This window comes from Gottfriedia sp. ABJ_BB2_2 (assembly GCF_055484705.1).
The window spans coordinates 642,249-660,551 of record NZ_JBVFKR010000002.1; the positions used below are offsets into that span (position 1 = coordinate 642,249).

Below are 18,303 nucleotides of genomic sequence, written 5' to 3' on the forward strand. Positions count from 1 at the left end.
CAAAAGTTGATTACAACGGAAGGTGCGAAACTCCTGTGGGAATAGCGCGAAGGCAGAGACCCCGGAGGCTTGCCGAGGAGGCTCAGCTCTCGCCCCACGGAAAGGGAGCAACCTGGAGTTGTAATCAACTAACGCATTCTTAAAAAGCATGTATACGAAAACAGCCATAAAAAAAGAAGGTTAGTCACTAACCTCCCATCATTTCTATTTACCTTTTATAAGTTTGATTTTCTTGTATATATACATCAACGTCAATATCTTTAACTGAATCCTTCTTTAACTCATTTATTTCTTTTATCTCCCATTGCTTCGAATGATATCGATAAGCCCTTTCAGTTATATTCAACAGATCTGCATCAATATCTGTTGACTTAGTTAAAGTTACATTTAAATCATCTTTGATTTTAGCTTCAATTAATTTCTGTATTTTTTTCGTTCCAAGTGAATCTTCATTTTGTTCTACAATTGCTACAGCATTAATTTGGATTTTATATTGTGGCTCTTTTCCGTTTAGTACCTTTATTCTAGATTTTGATTTACTAACTTCTAAATTAAGCTTTTCCTTTTCAAAACTAATATTAATTACATCATTCTTTTGTTTTAGCCACCTGACGCCAATTAGATCTCCTGTTGTAACGAATCCACTATAATTTTTATCTGATAAAATATAAGCTCCATTCACATAAGCAATTTTTTTCATTACATCTTCTTCATAATTTTCTTCATTCATTGCTAAAGAAGGGATTAGTATGGTTCCTACAGGTTCATTGTATCTTGAAATATAATCCAAGTATCTAATATTTGAAAAGATTAAGTTTTTTCTATCTTGTTGAAGCTGCGGTAGATCAAGAACAGTATATAATGTTGGTAAATTAAAGAAGCTTTCACTAGTAAAAATGTCCTTTATGTCTTCCTCCGTACCAAATAACCATGTATTATACCTTAATAATGACTTCTGACTAATAAATGCATTCACATTCTTCAATTGTTTTTCAATTATATTCTTACTAAGTACGATACTGATAACATGTCCATAATAGAGTGGTAATGGAGCTTCCTGTTCTAATTTGTTTAAAGCTAACTGAATGGTTGAGCCAGTTGCCTGTCCTATTAAAACTGGTGGTGCATCAACCAATGATCCACCTTCCTGTTTTGCAATATTTGAAAAGTTTAACGCCTGAAATGTAACGATATATTGATTATCTTTAAAATCAAAACCTAGACCTGTTACAAATGTCTGCGCTTGAACTAATTTTTCTCCCCAGCATCCTGATAACATCATTAAATGAAAAATAAGTAGTACAATCCCAACCGTTTTTTTCATTTCTGGTTACTCCTTTTTCCGCGTGTCATCAATAGGATGTATAGCTTGATGACGTTTTTTCAAAAATTTCTGAGGAAGCCTAAAAATCATAGCCATAATATCGAATTTATTAGGGCTTGAAGCTGTTAATGCGTACGAATTACCAAAGCTAGTCAACGAAGCTACATGGGTTAGAATAAGGAAAAACGCTGAGAAAAACCCTAATAATCCCAAAATAGTAGAGCATATGAGAACAAATACTCTAAGTATGACAATATTTGCAGCTATATTTTGGTTAACTAGTGTATAACCAGATATTACTGTTATCGCAATGACTACCAACATCGTAGGGGAAGTTAGACCTGCGCGAATTGCAGCATCTCCAATAAATAACCCACCTAATACAGCAACTGTTTGCCCAACAGCTTTTGGTAATCGAACACCTGCTTCTTTAAATAATTCAAAAAAAGCTAACATGATAAATGTTTCAATTGTAGATGATAACGGCAACCCTAATCTGGAAACTGCAATTGTTGCAATATAAGGATAAGGTACTTGATCCAAATGATACGTAACTAAAGCTAAGTAAAATCCCGGTAATAGAATTGTTGTAAATAAAGCCATCATTCTTAGATAGCGTACTAAATTAGCATAAAAAAAACTGCCATGAATATCTTCAGGTGAATAAAGTAGCTGATTAATGCTAGTTGGTCCGACTAAACAAGTAGGATTCCCATCCACTAAAATCCCAAATCTCCCTTGATTTAATGATTGGACAATATAATCAGGACGTCCTGTGTGATCCATTAATGGAAAAATAGAAAAAGAATGATCATATAATAATTCTTCAATTTCATAACTACTAACAACAATATCAAGCTTAAGTGAACTTAATCGTTCTTTTACAGTAGAGAGGATAGTTGGATTTAGAATATCATCCATATAAAGTAAGATAACTTTTGTTTTACTTCTATCACCGATGAAAAACTCTATACTTTTTAAAGAGGACGTCTTTAACCTTTGTCTAATTAATGCCATATTATCTGAGATATTTTCGACAAAACCATCCTTTGGTCCTCTGACCGATGTTTCTATATTTGATTCCTCTGGAGATCTTTTAGCAGGGTTTGCCACCGGGATTAAGAAAATATCATTTAAAAATGAACTTAAAATTACTAAATTCCCTGAAAAAAGCCCCTCTTCTATTTGATTCAATACATTTTTTTGTTTATCAATTTTATTTGTTTCAACAACATTACTAATCAATTCATAATTTAGCATATTCTCTTTTTTTACAACTTCATATACCTTCGGAAGGACTTGACTAATGTATTCTGTATTCACTAAGTTATGACAATAAATTGCTTTAATAAAATGTAATGTTTCACCATCATTATACGATTTCGTCCGAATTTTAATATCTGAAGAATTATCAAAAGAGTCTAGCAGCTCAATCAAGTTTAATTGATCTATGGAAGTTAAGTCATTCATCATGATGTTTCACCTTTTAATGTCATAATAATCAATAAAAATACCATTGTTGTACACAAAAAAATTAAATTGATTGGAAAATAATAATGATGTAAGAAATAAAAAAATGATGTCCCTCCCCAAGGGATCATTGCTCCTACCATAATAAATAAATATAAAATTGGAAGACTCCATTTTTTTGTACCGTTATGATTTAGAATACTATTTGCAATAAAAGCACTAAGGCTAATACGAATAAAAGTACCTGATATCCACTGAAAAATAGAAAGAAAATCAAGTCTTGTAATATGTAAACCTAGCGTTAATATTCTCCATTGCTCATATGCAGGGTTTCTTAGTTTTTCTGCCTCACTCGCCCCAAACTCTGTAATTGCACCGATTAACGGTCCTAGTATTAACATTAGTAACACACAGCTGACGACTAATATCCACTTTTTCTTTAACTGATCAGATAGAAAAGGTGTTAAAAATAAAATAAAAAGTATTTCAAAGAACCCTGAACATGTATATAAAAAACCTTGAAAGTAGTCTTTATACCCATTTTCAAAAATAGGAAATAACAATTCATACTTTTTATTATGAGTATTTCCTATAGCGACTAAAAAACCAAAAAACACTACAATTGGCAATATTACCCACGCAATCGAACTAATTGTTCGTATGCCTTTTGATGAAGCGTAAAAACAAATAAGAGTAAACAGGAAAACAACAAAAAAATCAGGTACTTCCTGTGTATAGTTTGTATTCGCCCAATAAAAAGTAGTTTTTAGTGAGATGTAAGCAGTAAACAAAAAATAGATAATAAAAATACCTACAAAGAAATAGTAAAATGGTTTCTTTAGCACCTTGTATAGTATAGATAATAAATCTTCATTGTTCATTTTCTTATAAACAAAGAATAGCAAGAAACTCCATATTAAAAATGGAAAAATACTAGAAATAACAGTTAACCACGAATCTCTATGCGATGAAGATAAAATACTTGGTAGAACTAACACATGTAACATAAAACCAGTAGACATGATGAGTAGTATGTATATATGAACAGATTGTATCACCTTATTATTCATGACAGTCCCCTTAGAAACTTTTATTCAAATAATGTAACCAAAAGAATGTTCAGTTATGTAAATAATTCCATTTTCTAACAAAAAAGAGAAGCTAAAAATGGCTTCTCTTTTATACTAACAATATTCCTATTACTTCAACCCTAACTCAGCTAAAATACTGTCCAATGTAGCCCCTTTATATGAATTTTTAGCTTTCGGAGCATTTGAAACTGTTGGATTTTTATCACCAAAGTTCTTAACAATATAATTCATATCTTTTTCATCAATCACTTTGTCAAAGTTTACATCAGTGGTTACTTTATTAGTTCCCCAATATTTCTGAATTTCGATCGCATCTAGGACATCAATTACATTGTCCTTATTCACATCACCAGCTGCTGCTAAATCTAATAAATAACGAAGCTGTCTACCCATTAAATCACCACGAATCGTATCAAATAATGGATCCATTTTTTGAGACATTGTAAAGTGTCCTGGTACATCTACCTTTAATGTATATGGTTTAGAATCAATCTTAACTCCGTCAAATGCATAGTCACCTTGCTTTGAAGTAATTGGCGCATCTAATACTGTTTTACCGTCGTATGACGTTAATGTAATTTTTGCACCAACTGTTCTTTGATCTAATGCATAATTTGTTTCACCTGTAGTTGGATTTTTTGTACCTTCAGCTTGTAGTGTCCCTGTAAGTTTTGAAACTGTTGGTTTTACTTGATAATCTTCGATATACGTAAATACATTATTTGTTTCTACATTTGATTGGTTAATCGTCGATCCGCTGATGTTCCACGTCTGAATAGCAGTTCCTGTAGTAAAACTTTTATCAAGTGTTTTTACATCGAAATTAAATAGCTGTAAATCTTTTGGTAGCTTATCTACACCTAAATACGTAAAAGTAAACGTGTATTCTGATAAATCCGCTGTAACGGCTTTGGATGCTACCGAAATCTCTGCATCACCATATTGTTTAACTGCATCATTCACTTTTACATTTTCAATGATTCCTTGATTATTAACTACACGCATTGTTATTTTAGTCGTTTTCAATTTTTGTACGTTATTTGAACTGACTGAGTAATTTACAGTATCACCAGTTGCAATGTTCGATTTATTTGCTTTTAAATAGTAATACGGTGTTGTATTTTTAACAAACACTACTTTGAGTTGAGAAGTAGGATTTAGTGCAGCATCCATTCCATAGAATGTTACTGGTAAAGTTGGATATTTGCTATCCACTAAAATTTGATCTTTATAATCACCATTTTTATCCATATTAATTGGAAGTGATGGGAAAAATGAGTTATACATATAAACAAATGAATTATTTGATTGGTCAACAGGAATATCATATTGCTTTGCTGCTTCATCGATTTCAGGATCGTTAATATTTAAATGAAAGTCATATAAAAATTGTCCGTTTTCATCTAGTTGACTATCTTTATATTCGATTACCTTTTTCTCTAATTTATCAAAGCTGGAAGTTAATGTTGGTACCCCATATTCCAGCATAAAGTCTTCTGCAGCAGCAAATGTTTTTCCACTTGGACTAGTTCCAACTAATCTTAATTTATAATGTCCTGGTTTTATGATTTCATATTTACTACTAATTGGATTTTTTGCATCTCCTGTGAATGGATAGTAAGTAGCTCCAACAAGTCTACCAATATTGTAAACTTGATTTTCTGCCATTACTGAAGTATTGAATGAACCAATCAAACCTAGATCTTCACCAGTTGTCGGATCTTGAATTACCACATCTAACGTTTTCATATGAGTTTTTAATGCAACTTTTCCATCCATAAATGGATACGCATATGTTGGATTTGTTATTTTATTTGAGTAAAGTGGGTTAAATAATTCAAATGTTTGAATACCCTCTTCAACAACACGTACGCCAAATGGGATTTGATATTGTTCTGTTGGATCTGCATCATTTGTAAAAGTAATATAGCCTTCATATGTTCCAACTTCAGCTGTCTTTGGAATGTTTAAGCTATATTTGACTGATTTTGAGCTTATTCCATTTAATTTAACTGAAGATGGACCAGTTAATGTAACGTTATTTGAAACTGCATCTTTTGAACCTCTTACTCCTGTTTGATACTTCACATCTACACTAAATGTTTTCGCTTTTTCACTTCGATTTTTCAATGTAATATTACGAGCTTCTGAAATATCATTACCATCAAATCCAAATGACCCAAAGCTCATTCCACCAGTTAATTCAGTAATCGTTTTTTGTTCTCCATTAACAATTGTTGGTGTTTTATCAACAACTTCTAATTCTACATTAGAATGAATTGCTTCGTACGCATCAACTCGCCCGCTACCTACTTCAAATACACTATAAGCATTTGATAATGGGTCTGCTGTATTCATTAAGATTGATTTAATATCTGCTGGTTCAAGTCCATTATTTGATTGAAGTAATAAAGCTGACACACCTGCAACATACGGTGTCGCCATTGATGTTCCTGATAATCGTTCGTACGCATATTGATAATCCTCTGGTTTTGTTCCATCACCCGTCTTATTGTTTACATAAAATGGAACGGTTGAAAGGATTGATACACCTGGTGCAGTAACCTCTGGTTTAATATCGTAATTTACTCGAGAAGGTCCTCTTGAACTAAATGCAGCTAATTCATCTGAAGCTGTTTGGATCTTCGAAAACTCACCAAATGTAAACTCGTTTTTACCAGACTTAATGGCTTCTGTGATTGCTAAACCTTCATCGTATGAAACTGAGAATGAAGGAATTGCATCAACGGATTCACCTAAGAATGCTTGAATTGCTCCTTCGTTTTTGTTTTCCACATTGTTTGCCATTAAAACACCTATTGCACCAGCAGCCTTTGCATTTTTGATTTTATCAATTAAGGCAATCGTGCCACGTTGGATATAAGCAATTTTTCCTTTAACATCTTTACCTGTAAAGTCAGCTGGATTCGCTAAGCCTACATCTACCAGTTGAAATGCTTTACCTTTCAATGTTGTTAGATCATCTGAGTAGTTTTGTGCTAACTGTCTTATATTGTAGTCACTACCATTTTGCACTCCGCTATATTGATAAAGATCAATTGCTACTGATGACGCACCAACGGTTAATGCTAATGCTGCAGCTCCAGGAGAACCTAACGTATCCATTTTGTCTCCACTATTCCCTGCTGCTACAACTGTTGTTATTCCACTTAGTACAGCGTTATTAACCGCTACAGAAGTTGCATATAATGGATCATTTATTGTAGCACCTAATGACATATTAATTACATCCATGCCATCCTTCACTGCTTTATCGATCGCTGCAATAATATCATCACTTGCACCACTTCCACCTGGTCCAAGTACACGGTATGCATACAGATCAGAATCTGGTGCCGCACCTACTTGTTTATACTCACTGTCTGATACACCACGCCCACCTATAATACCAGCAACGTGTGTGCCATGTTCAGTGTAGTAGTCTGCACCATTTGCAGATCCTGGTTTTCCAGCCTTTACCCAATCTGAATATGTAGTTTCCATTGGATCGCTATCATCATCTACAAAGTCTTATCCGCCTTTATATGCGTCTTTCAAATCTGGGTGATTGTAATCAATCCCCGTATCAAGAATTCCGATTTTAATCCCTTTTCCAGTTAAGCCCTCAGCGTGCAACTTATCTAATCCATCATATGGCGTATAGTTCGCAATATTAAACTCATCTGCTTTTAATTCTTCAGTTTTTTCAGGCTGTTTAGGAGGATCAATCGTAAATTTTTCATTGCTCCAAACAGTTTTAACAGCTTTTGATTTTAATAGGTTCTTTATTTGATTTGCTGGTAGATCCATTGCAACACCATTAAATGCGTGTTTATAAGAGCGTTTAATCTTAAAATCTACCTTCTTATTGTTTTCATCCGTTAATACTTGTCCCACATCTTTACTAAAAGTTGCATGATCTTGTTCAGCTAATTTTGATGCTTCTACTTCTGTTAATGACTTTCCTTCAACCTTCGCTTCGACTTGAGCAACTTTTGCTGGTTTATTTGAAAACTCTACAATTACAGAAGTTTGCCTAGGAGTCGTTTGATCAATTTCATCAGAAATTTGAAGACCTGTTTGTTCGTTCGTTGAAAGTTCTTTCAGTGCAGCTCTTTGCTGTGACGTTAAATTAGCAAGAATTGTTTCTGTCTTTGTTTTACTTGCCGCAATTGACACATTTGTTACTTGTGATAGTGGAGCCATAACAAAACTAGATGATAGAGCTAAAACTGTAAAGCTTTTTAAAAACTTATTCTTTTCTACTCTTTTCCCCATTGTTCATCCTCCTAAAAATCTCTCAACTAAAAGTAAAGCTTAATGATATTAGTTTTTTGAACACGAAAGCAATCAAACCCTTCAGCATTCTTTCTGTTTCTTTTCACCAAAGCTTACTTTGTCTATTTCAATTATCAAGAATATCCAAATTATGGTCAATTGGGTTAATGATTCCCTAAAATAGCAATGTTTCTCATTACTGTTTTTAAAAATTCGGCATATTATCTTATAAAAAATGACTAAAAAAACCCAAAATAGCCCAATTTTTAATAAAAAAAGAGAAACCCATCATAAGGTTTCTCCTTTCAAGTCTAATTACCTATCTTATAAAATTCCCACTACTTTTTACCCTGTCTTACTTCATTCCTAGCTCTTTTAAAATACTATCCAATGTTTTTCCTTTATAGGAACTCTTAGCTTTTGGCGCATTATCTACAGTTGGATTTTGTAAGCCAAAGTTTTTCATAATGTAATTCATATCCTTAGAATCTACTACTTTATCAAAATTTAAATCAGCAGATGCTTTGTTAGTTCCCCAGAAATCTTGTAATACGACCGCGTCTAAAACATCGATGACATCATCCTTATTAATATCGCCCGCCGCTGCTGTTGATAAACTATATCTAAACCATTTACCAAGTGTTTCCCCACGAACTTCATCAGATAAGACAACTTTCTGGTTCATTGTAAAATGACCAGGTACATTTACTGTTAATGTATAGGCATTTTTATCTGGTTTAATTCCATCAGCATTATATGAGCCATATTTGTCGATGATTGGTGCATCAACAACCGTTTTTCCATCATAGGATGTAACTGTTACTTTTGCATTAGCTTTACTCAAGTCAATTGCATAATTCATTTCACCTGTTACCGGATCTTTTCCACCTTCAACTTGTAATGCTCCTTGTATTCTAGAAAAAGTTGGCTTAATTTTAAAATTTTCCATATAAGCGTAAACATCTTTTGTCTCTACATTTGCTTGATCAATCGTAGAAGCACTCATTCCATACCAGTAAGGACTTTCCTTCGTAAACTTCTTAGCAGTTTTTAGGTCAAAGTTAAATAACGGTAAATCTTCTGGTAATTCTTTGTCTCCTAAATAAGTAAACGTAAGAGTATAATTCGTTGTAGTATTTTTTACACTAACCTCCGCATTACCATACTCTTTAACTGCATCATTAACAACAACATTTTCAATTGAAGCATAATCATAATTATTAATCGTAATTGTAGTTGTTTTTAAATTTTTCATATTATTAGAACGAACAGTATAGTTTACCGTATCACCTGTATTAACGACTTGTTTATTTGGTTTTAAATAGTAATAAGGTAAATTTTCATTTACAAACACGACTCTTAACATGTTGGTTGCGTTAGCAGTAAAGTTTCTCGCTGCATCAAAACCATAAAACTGAACTTGAAGTGGCGCAGATTGTTTACGAACTAAAATTTGATCAGAGTAATTTCCGTTCTGATCTGTTTTAATTGGATTCGCAGGAAATGGACTGTTATAAAACGAAACAACTGAATTACTTGATTGATCGACTGGTAAACCTAGTTGCCTTGCTTGTTCCGTTTCAGGATCATTTAGCTGAATGTTAAAGTCATATAAAAATTCACCATTTTTATCAAATTGACTATCTTTATATTCAATAACCTTTTGGTCTAATGAATCAAAACTAGTCTTCATCGTTGGCGCACCTAAATCAAAGATGAAATCTGATACTTTTGAAAATGATTTACCTTGATTATTTGTTCCAACCATTCTTAATTGATAATGACCTGGTTTCGCAAAGCTTGGTTCATAGCTAATCGGATTTTTAGAGTCTCCTGTAAATGGATAGTAAATAGAATTAAATCCTCTTCCAATAAAATACTCCTGATTTTCGTTTAGTGTAATCGGTGTAAATGAACCAATTAAACCAAGGTCTTCCCCAGTAGTTGGGTCATGTAATAACACATCCAAAGTCTTCATTTCAGATTTTAATGAGAATTCAAAACCAAGAAACGGAAACGCATTAGCTGGCCAAGAAGTATCAGTTGAAAACGCCGGATCTGCTTTAAAGAAATCAATTCCTTCATTCACAACTCTACCACCGAAAGGAATTTGATATTGTTCTGATGAATCAGTACGATTCGTGAAAGTAATATATCCTTCATACGAACCTTTTTCTGCTGTTTTAGGAATGTTGAGTTTAAAATTGATAGTTTTTGAGCTAATTCCATTTACCTTCACTGAAGTAGGACCATCTAACGTTACATTGTTTTTTGCTGCATCTAATGATCCTCGAGTGCCTGTCTGGAATGTAACATCTACATTAAATGTTTTGGCCTTTTCACTACGATTTTTCAGTGTAACATTTCGTGAATCTGATACATCTTGCTCATCAAAAGCAAATGAACCAAAGCTAATTCCACCTGTTAATTCTTTTATCATTTTTTGTTTTCCATTAATCATAGTCGGGGTTTTATCTACTACTTGGAATTCCACATTTGAGTGAATTGCTTCATATGCATCAACTCGACCACTTCCTACCTCAAACACACTATAATCTTTAGATAAAGGGTCAGCTGTATTCATTAAAATGGATTTAACATCAGCTGGTTCTAAATCTTTGTTAGATTGAAGTAATAATGCTGATACACCGGCTACATAAGGTGTTGCCATTGAGGTACCTGACAGTCGTGCATATGCATACTTGTAATCTTCTGGTTTCGAACCATCAACAGTTTTATCATTTATATAAAACGGAACTGTCGCAAGAATCGAAACACCTGGAGCAGTTACTTCTGGTTTAATATCGTAATTTACTTTAGAAGGACCTCTTGAACTAAATGCCGCCAATTCATCAGCTGCTGTTTGAATTTTACTAAAATCGCCAAATGTGAATTCTGTTTTACCAGCTTTTATTGCAGTTGAAATTGTTTTTCCTTCTTCAAATGATACTGAAAACGAAGGAATCGCATTCATTGATTCACCTAAAAATGTTTGGATTGCTCCTTCAGCTTTGTTTGCTTCATCATTCGCCATCATTACTCCTGCAGCACCTTGAGCTTTTGCATATGCAACTTTAGAATCTAATGTGTAAACGCCTCGGTTCATGAATACAAATTTTCCCTTTACATCTTGACCCGCATATCCCGCTGGATCACCAAGACCAACATCAACAACTTGAATCTTTTTCTCTTTTAAAGCTGATAGGTCATCTTTATAATTTTTCGTTAATTGTCTTAACTTATAATTTTTCCCATCAAAAGCACCAGTATATTGATAAATATCAATTGCAACAGATGAAGCACCTACCGTTAATGCTAATGCGGCAGATCCTGGAGAACCAAGTGTCCACATTTTATCACCGCTATTACCTGCAGCTACAACAGTTGTAACACCGCTTAAAACAGCATTGTTAACGGCAATTGACGTTGCATAAAGTGGATCGTTTAATGTTGCGCCCAGAGACATGTTAATAACATCCATACCATCTTGAACTGCCTTATCAATTCCGGCAATAATCCCTTCACTCGTTCCACTACCATAAGGACCTAATACACGGTATGCATAAAGGTCTGCTTCTGGTGCAGCACCAACAGATGAGTACTCACTATCTACGATTCCGCGTCCACCGATAATTCCTGCTACATGTGTACCATGCTCAGTATAATAAGCACTTCCGTTTACTTCTGGTTGACCGGAATTTTTCCAATCCTCATATGTTGTTTCCATCGGATCTTTATCGTTATCAACAAAATCATATCCGCCTTTATATGCATCCTTTAAATCTGGATGGTTATAATCCATACCAGTATCTAAAATACCAATTTTAACTCCTTTACCTGTATATCCTTCTGCATGTAATCGATCTAAACTGTCATATGGAGAATAGTTAGCTACATTAAATTCGTCCGCTTTTAATTGTTCATTTTCTTGGTTCTCTGCGGGTGGATTAATCGTAAACTTTTCATTACTCCAAACCTTCTTTACAGCTTTTGATTTTAAAAGATTCTTAACTTGATTTGCTGGTAGACTCATTGAGACACCACTAAAGGCATGTTTATAAGAACGGTGGATTTTATAATTTATTTTTTTCAGTTTATTGTCTGTTAGTACTTGTCCAACATCTTCCGCAAAAATAGTATGATCCTCATCAACTAGTTTCGATGCTTCCTTTGCTGTTAATGTTTTCCCTTCTACACTTGCTTCAATCTGTGCTACCTTTGCAGGTTTATTTGAAAACTCAACGATTACATTTACTTGATTTGAAGATGTCAAATCTATTTCTGAAGATATCTGTTGTTCAGAACCTTCATTAACTGACAGTTGGTGTAAAGCATTTCTTTGTTCTGCTGTTAAATTTGCTAATATTTCTTCAGACTTCGTGTTACTTGCTGCTTTTGTAACCTCCATTGTTTGACCAAGTGGAGATAAAACAATACTCGATGATAATGCTAATACTGAAAGGCTTTTTATTAACTTCTTTTTCTCTACACTTTTCCCCATTTTTCTTCCTCCCATTTATCATTGTCCAAGATTTACTAACATTCTGAACGAGGAATTTGAAATTGATGACATTCTCAGGAATTTCAAATTCATTGAACAGATATCATTTGTATTAGTTTCATTATGAAAAATATGAAGGGCATTATCAATTGGGTTATTTATTTAGGATTCTATCAAAGTCTTCTCTGTTTTCGACACGAATCAACAATTTCTCCTACAAGGAAACATGATAAATAAACCAATTTTTAAATTTTTCTATATGTTTTATAATGACTAGTATAATGAAATGAGTTGAAATTTTTAGCCGCAAAATAAAATAAATACATAGATGTCTAGTTATGCCTAAACATCTATGTATTTCTTCAAGAATTTCAATTTTTTACACAATAACAGATTGGGCTAACTCAGTTGCCTTTTGATACTGGTTTGTCTCTATATAATATAAATAAAGCTGCTTTCCGTATTGCTCAATATAAAAATTATTATTAGTTGAATAAAAATATGGTAGTGCTTCATCAACTAAAAATTGATAGTACTTACTTTCAATTTTTTCAGCCTTTAATTTAAATAATTTAATTAAGATCGTATGAACTGGACTTTTTAACATTTTTGCTAGACTAGCACCGATTTTGAGCTTCTTGATCAGAGTGTCTTTTTGTAATAATTCGCCTTCGGTACTTGCTTCAAGATAATTACATAACCTTCTTAAATAGACAATAGATTGTTGATTTTCTGTTTCATTCATACTTTTCTCAAAGTATTCTTTAGCTTTATCAAATTCTTCTCTTTTAAAGTACTTAACCCCAAGATTATTTAAGAGAATTGCTTTACGATCACGTGCACCTAATATTTCACAATTATGTATTAAGTCTGTATATCTTTTAACTGTTTCAATAAAATCCATTTCAACCTCACTACCATATTGAAGTAGCATGACTGTTTCAGCACTAATCGCTAATAAATAGTTGTTTGTTCTTTTAAAATAAGCTAATGCCAATTCTGTATATTTATAAGCCAATATTTTTGATTTTCCATAGTGATAAGCAATACCAAGATGGTAATAATATTCTTCATTTCTATATTCATCTATATTAATCTTTTTTAATATTTGTATCGCTTTTTGATGATCTTCACTACTTGAACTTGCATTAATCTGAATATAATACATTCCTTTTAAGTGATATAATAAGTTTTTTTCAAAGGCAGATAGATCTGTATATTCTTTTTGCACATCATTAATTGTTTGAAAAGCTAATTCTAAATTCTGATGGTGAAAATAATATCGAGCTTTTAATAAAAAATAATGTGCTGCATATTGTGTATAAGCAATAAAAGGCATTCGATCAAGCTCTACTTTTAAAGCTTCAATTTGTTGTCCTTTTTTCATTATTAACGCATCATGCCACTGATGAAGTAGATTTTCAATGAGATGGAAGGACTGTATTTCTTGGTGTATATCAATTCCAAGTCTTTCTGAAAATAAGGTAATAATGTCGGGTGAATATGCAGTTTTTCCTCTTTCAATTTTGCTTACATGCGTCGTTGTACATATTCCTTCCCCAAGCATAGCTTGAGTAAGACCCATTTTTTCTCGATAAAATTTAATGATTTCACCTTCTAACATTATTCGCCCCCCTTAATCATCCTCTTTATCTCTTTATCTCTTTATCTATCTATGTATTCTTTCTTGAAAATTAATATCCTTTAATACTTTTACGAATTAAGAAGATGTACCTAAGAGAATTAAAATTTGTTAAAAAAAGACAAAGAGTCCCAAAAATGGACTCTTTCTTTTAGACTATTTTTTGTAATCTTTTAGTAATTAAACTTGTCAGACATTATACAAATATACTTAGAATGAAAATAATGTTTTACTTAATCATGCTAATTTTCACCAATTCACAAATTTAGTATTCTCTTAACTTTATCTAGGACGAACCAGGTTAAATCATTCAAAATAATCTTGAGTTGAAAAATTTTTTTTCGTTAAAGCAGACTAAAAAAGAATTTTTTCACAAGAAAGGGCTTTCATATTATTTAAAAAATCCGTTTCTTTCCTATATAATAAGTTTATTGAGTTTATTTTTTTATAAAAACGTACCATTTTAAGTTAAATTAAATACAATATAAAATTTATGTTTATTTATTAAACAATTTGAAGGGTGTAAAACTATGGAACAAACCAACAGTTTAGGCAAAATCCGTTCATACTACGCACGACTAAGTGACAAAGAAAAAAAGATTGCAGATTATATACTACAAAATCCAAAACATATTATTCACAGTACCATTACTGAAATTGCTGAGATTTTAAACGTCGCCGATGCAACCGTTTTCAGATTTTGTAAACGAATTGGTTTTAAAGGCTATCAAGCTCTAAAAATTGCACTCGCAACTGAGATTATGACACCTATTCAACAAATTCATGAAGAGATCAATGAAAACGACGATGAAATTACAATCGCCAATAAAATATTCAAATCTAATATAAGAACCCTAGAAAATACAGCACAAATTTTGGAAGGTTCTTCATTTAAAAAAGCAGTAGAATTAATTCTTTCTGCAAACCGTGTAGAGCTTTATGGAATAGGTGGTTCATCTGTTATTGCTATGGATGCATTTCATAAATTCATTCGAACTGGCATAAAAGCAAACTCATACACAGACTCACATTTTCAACTAATGGCCGCTTCACAGCTTACAAAAGATGATTTAGCAATCGTCATCTCACATTCAGGTTCAAACAAAGACACTATTCGAATACTTCAAGTATTAAAGGATTCAGGTGCCAAAACCATTGGAATTACAGGTTTTCCTAAATCGGCATTAAGCCAAAATGTAGACGTAGCACTTTATACTTCATCAGAAGAAACAGAATACCGTCCGGAAGCACTCGCATCTAGAATTGCTCAATTAAGTATTATCGATGCATTATATGTAAACGTCATGATTTTAAACGAACACAAATCCAAAGCCTCATTTGAAAAAGTGCGTACCGCAATCTCAGAAACAAGAACGTGATCAACTAATTCTAGATTCTTTTCATTAATGGATTTGGATGAAAAACCAAAATATAAATTAGGCAAGTAATGCGAAGACCAAATCTAAATGATTTGGTCTTCTTTTTGTGTAACGCATGCATGCCCCACATCCTGTATAATCAGGTGGCTCAGCGCCAGCCCCATGGAAAGCAGGCATCCTGGAGTTGAATTCAATACTCCTATTCTTATCAGAGCATTTATATAGTTTATAATTTTTATAGAAAAAGTTAAAAGAAAATTTTTAGAAATAATTGTGTTTTAATCAGAGACCCTACAGGCGCGAATGCGCCGAATAGGCACGTGCCCACCCCGTGAAAATCAAGCATCCTGGAGTGGAATCAAATACCCCTATTGTTATCAGAGCATTTATATAAGTTTGTAATTTTTATAGAAAATTGAAAGAAAGCTTTTATAAATAATTGCGTTTTAATTAGAGACCCTTAATTAAGAAATAGAATGGAACGCAAGGATGCTCGACTCCTATGGGAGTTGCGGGACAGCTGAGACCCCACAGGCGCGAACGCGCCGAGGAGGCTCAGCGCCCGCCCCATGGAAAGCGAGCATCCTGGAGTGGAATTCAACACATACTTTATTTAATAAAAGCAACTAATCTTTAACGATTCCACCAAGGATCTGGCTCATAAATTTAACAATCTTCAAATGCACAATAGCCATTTCCTCTGGTGTATGAGGGATATCTTTTTCTAACCACTGTTCAATTACACCAAAAAAGGCTGATGAAATAAAAGCAGTAGAGTATTCATAAGGTATCGCAAGCGAATTTTCCGTACCAATTAACTTTACTAACTTCTCATACAATGCCGTTTTTAATATATTTTTCATCTTCTTTGGAAATGCTGGGTCACCTTTCGAACTAATAAGCACTTTGATAAAACGAGCATTTTCCGTTAAATATTCAAATACCTTTATGATTGGCGGATATTTTAAATCATTAGAGTAATGCTCAAAAAGCTCGGCCGGATTCATATCCTTCAAAGCTTCCTGTAAACCAACGAGTATTTCAGACTGATTTTTATCCATTAGATCATACTTATCTTGATAATGAAGGTAAAAAGTGCCTCGATTAAGACCAGCCTTCATTGTAATATCTCTTACTGAGATTGATTCAAAGCCTTTTTCTTCAATTAATTCTACAAATGTATCCCTAATTAATTGTTTTGTTTTTGCTACCTTTATTTCACGTAATGTTTGTGTCATTTTTAACATCCCTATACATTTTTTCATTTCCCTAAACATATTCTGAGGAAGTGTTCATTAATGAACATTTTCCATTTAATTGGTTATTGTGATTGATTAGAATCCATTGTAATATTTTTTCATGAGAATAGTCAACACGGTGTTTAGTAATTTATCAAACAAATAAGGAGGCATATAAATGAATTTACTAAAACAAAAACAAGCGCTATTTGCTCCAATTATCGTATTAGTTGTTGTCGTTATTTTTTCACTTACTTTAGCATCATCAGTTAACCCGACACCTAAAAATCTGCCTATTGCTATTGTAAATGAAGATGAAGGAATTAATGTTCCATCAAAAGGTGAGATCAATCTAGGTAAAATCATGGTTTCAAAAATAAATGAAGTAACAAACTCCCAAAAGGAGAGCGCTGTTAATTGGATTCAAGTATCTAGTGAGGATAAGGTAAGAAAAGGCTTAGATGATAAAAAGTATTATGCAGCATTAATTCTTCCAAAAAATTTAAGTCAAAAACAAGCTACATTAAAAACAAATAATCCATCATCTATTGAAATAAAAGTATTGTTAAATCAAGGGATGAATGCCAATGCATCTACAATGGCTGGTCAAATCTTAAACAATGTAGTTAACCAATTAAGTATGAATATACGTACCGAAGTTTTAAGCGAATTAGAGAAAAATAATACTTTAATTTCGGCAAAACAAGCTAGTGTTTTAGTAAGTCCAATACTAAACAAAACCGAAAATGTAAATGAAATAGGTACACATACAGCAAATGGAAATGCACCAGTCATTTTAATTACCCCTTTATGGATGTCTAGCTTAATTGGCGCAGTCATTATCTTCTTAGGTAAAAAGAAAACAAATATGACAACATCCATTAACAAATTAAACGTAATCATTGAACAAGTTGCTTTAGCCATTATTTTAGCATTTGTAGCTGGGTTCGGAATTACGTTGATGGCAGACTGGATCGGCTTTACAATACCTAGCTTCATAGATACTGCCCTTTATTTAACGATTGCATATTTTAGTTTCCATATATTAATATCTGCAGTTATGTCTTGGATTGGCTTTGGAGGAGTTGGTCTATTTGCTCTAATTTTCTTCTTTGCCGGATCAATAATTGGAATGGCACCAGAGCTTCTACCAAAATTTACACATGATTGGATTTATTCATGGGTTCCGATGCGGTTTGGAGCTGATGGTTTAAGAGAAATTTTCTACTTTGGGAAGGAACTATCATTCAGTCATGCAATGGTCATATTAGTATGGATTGCATCAGTTTCTACTATTATATTATTTGCATCTGCATTCAAACAAAATAAGATTGAGAAGGAACAAAAGTTATCATTAAATGAATAAAAATGATATAAAAA

9 protein-coding genes and 1 pseudogene are annotated in these 18,303 nt (G+C 32.9%); 2 read left to right on the plus strand and 8 right to left on the minus strand.

Going from position 1 to position 18,303, the window contains the following annotated elements; genetic code table 11:
• Positions 1-208: 208 nt before the first annotated feature.
• The 7 genes and pseudogenes from ACX6U0_RS08160 to ACX6U0_RS08190 all read right to left on the minus strand — a co-directional run bounded on the left by ACX6U0_RS08160 (position 209) and on the right by ACX6U0_RS08190 (position 14,288).
• Complete coding sequence (locus tag ACX6U0_RS08160) at positions 209-1,324, minus strand: Ger(x)C family spore germination protein (RefSeq protein WP_464959457.1); 1,116 nt, start codon at positions 1,322-1,324, stop codon at positions 209-211.
• 6 nt (positions 1,325-1,330) lie between these two features.
• Entirely contained in the window at positions 1,331-2,797 is a 1,467-nt protein-coding gene (locus ACX6U0_RS08165) for a spore germination protein (protein WP_464959458.1), read from the minus strand.
• A complete protein-coding gene (locus ACX6U0_RS08170) occupies positions 2,794-3,864 on the minus strand; it encodes a GerAB/ArcD/ProY family transporter (protein ID WP_464959459.1) in 1,071 nt (356 codons plus the stop codon). Before ACX6U0_RS08170 ends, ACX6U0_RS08165 begins: the two co-directional genes overlap by 4 nt.
• A 129-nt stretch (positions 3,865-3,993) precedes the next feature.
• Complete coding sequence (locus tag ACX6U0_RS08175) at positions 3,994-6,075, minus strand: dockerin type I domain-containing protein (protein WP_464959570.1); 2,082 nt, start codon at positions 6,073-6,075, stop codon at positions 3,994-3,996.
• Between the two features lie 123 nt (positions 6,076-6,198).
• Positions 6,199-8,163 (minus strand): annotated as a pseudogene (locus ACX6U0_RS08180) (S8 family serine peptidase); the annotation flags it as partial.
• A 355-nt stretch (positions 8,164-8,518) separates the two neighbouring features.
• Positions 8,519-12,664, minus strand: a complete 4,146-nt coding sequence (locus ACX6U0_RS08185; RefSeq protein ID WP_464959460.1) for a S8 family serine peptidase — start codon at positions 12,662-12,664, stop codon at positions 8,519-8,521.
• 379 nt (positions 12,665-13,043) lie between these two features.
• Positions 13,044-14,288: a helix-turn-helix domain-containing protein gene (locus ACX6U0_RS08190; RefSeq protein ID WP_464959461.1), complete on the minus strand. Its 1,245-nt coding sequence runs from the start codon at positions 14,286-14,288 to the stop codon at positions 13,044-13,046.
• Between the two features lie 548 nt (positions 14,289-14,836).
• Here ACX6U0_RS08190 and ACX6U0_RS08195 point away from each other — a divergent pair.
• Positions 14,837-15,685 (plus strand): MurR/RpiR family transcriptional regulator, encoded by an 849-nt coding sequence (locus tag ACX6U0_RS08195; protein WP_464959462.1) that lies wholly within the window; start codon positions 14,837-14,839, stop codon positions 15,683-15,685.
• A gap of 626 nt (positions 15,686-16,311) precedes the next feature.
• On the opposite strand, the gene ACX6U0_RS08200 is transcribed toward ACX6U0_RS08195, so the two are convergent.
• Complete coding sequence (locus ACX6U0_RS08200; protein WP_464959463.1) at positions 16,312-16,923, minus strand: TetR/AcrR family transcriptional regulator; 612 nt, start codon at positions 16,921-16,923, stop codon at positions 16,312-16,314.
• A 178-nt stretch (positions 16,924-17,101) separates the two neighbouring features.
• Here ACX6U0_RS08200 and ACX6U0_RS08205 point away from each other — a divergent pair, with 178 nt between their 5' ends.
• On the plus strand, positions 17,102-18,289 hold the full coding sequence (locus tag ACX6U0_RS08205) for a YhgE/Pip domain-containing protein (protein WP_464959464.1): 1,188 nt from the start codon (positions 17,102-17,104) through the stop codon (positions 18,287-18,289).
• Positions 18,290-18,303: the final 14 nt, after the last annotated feature.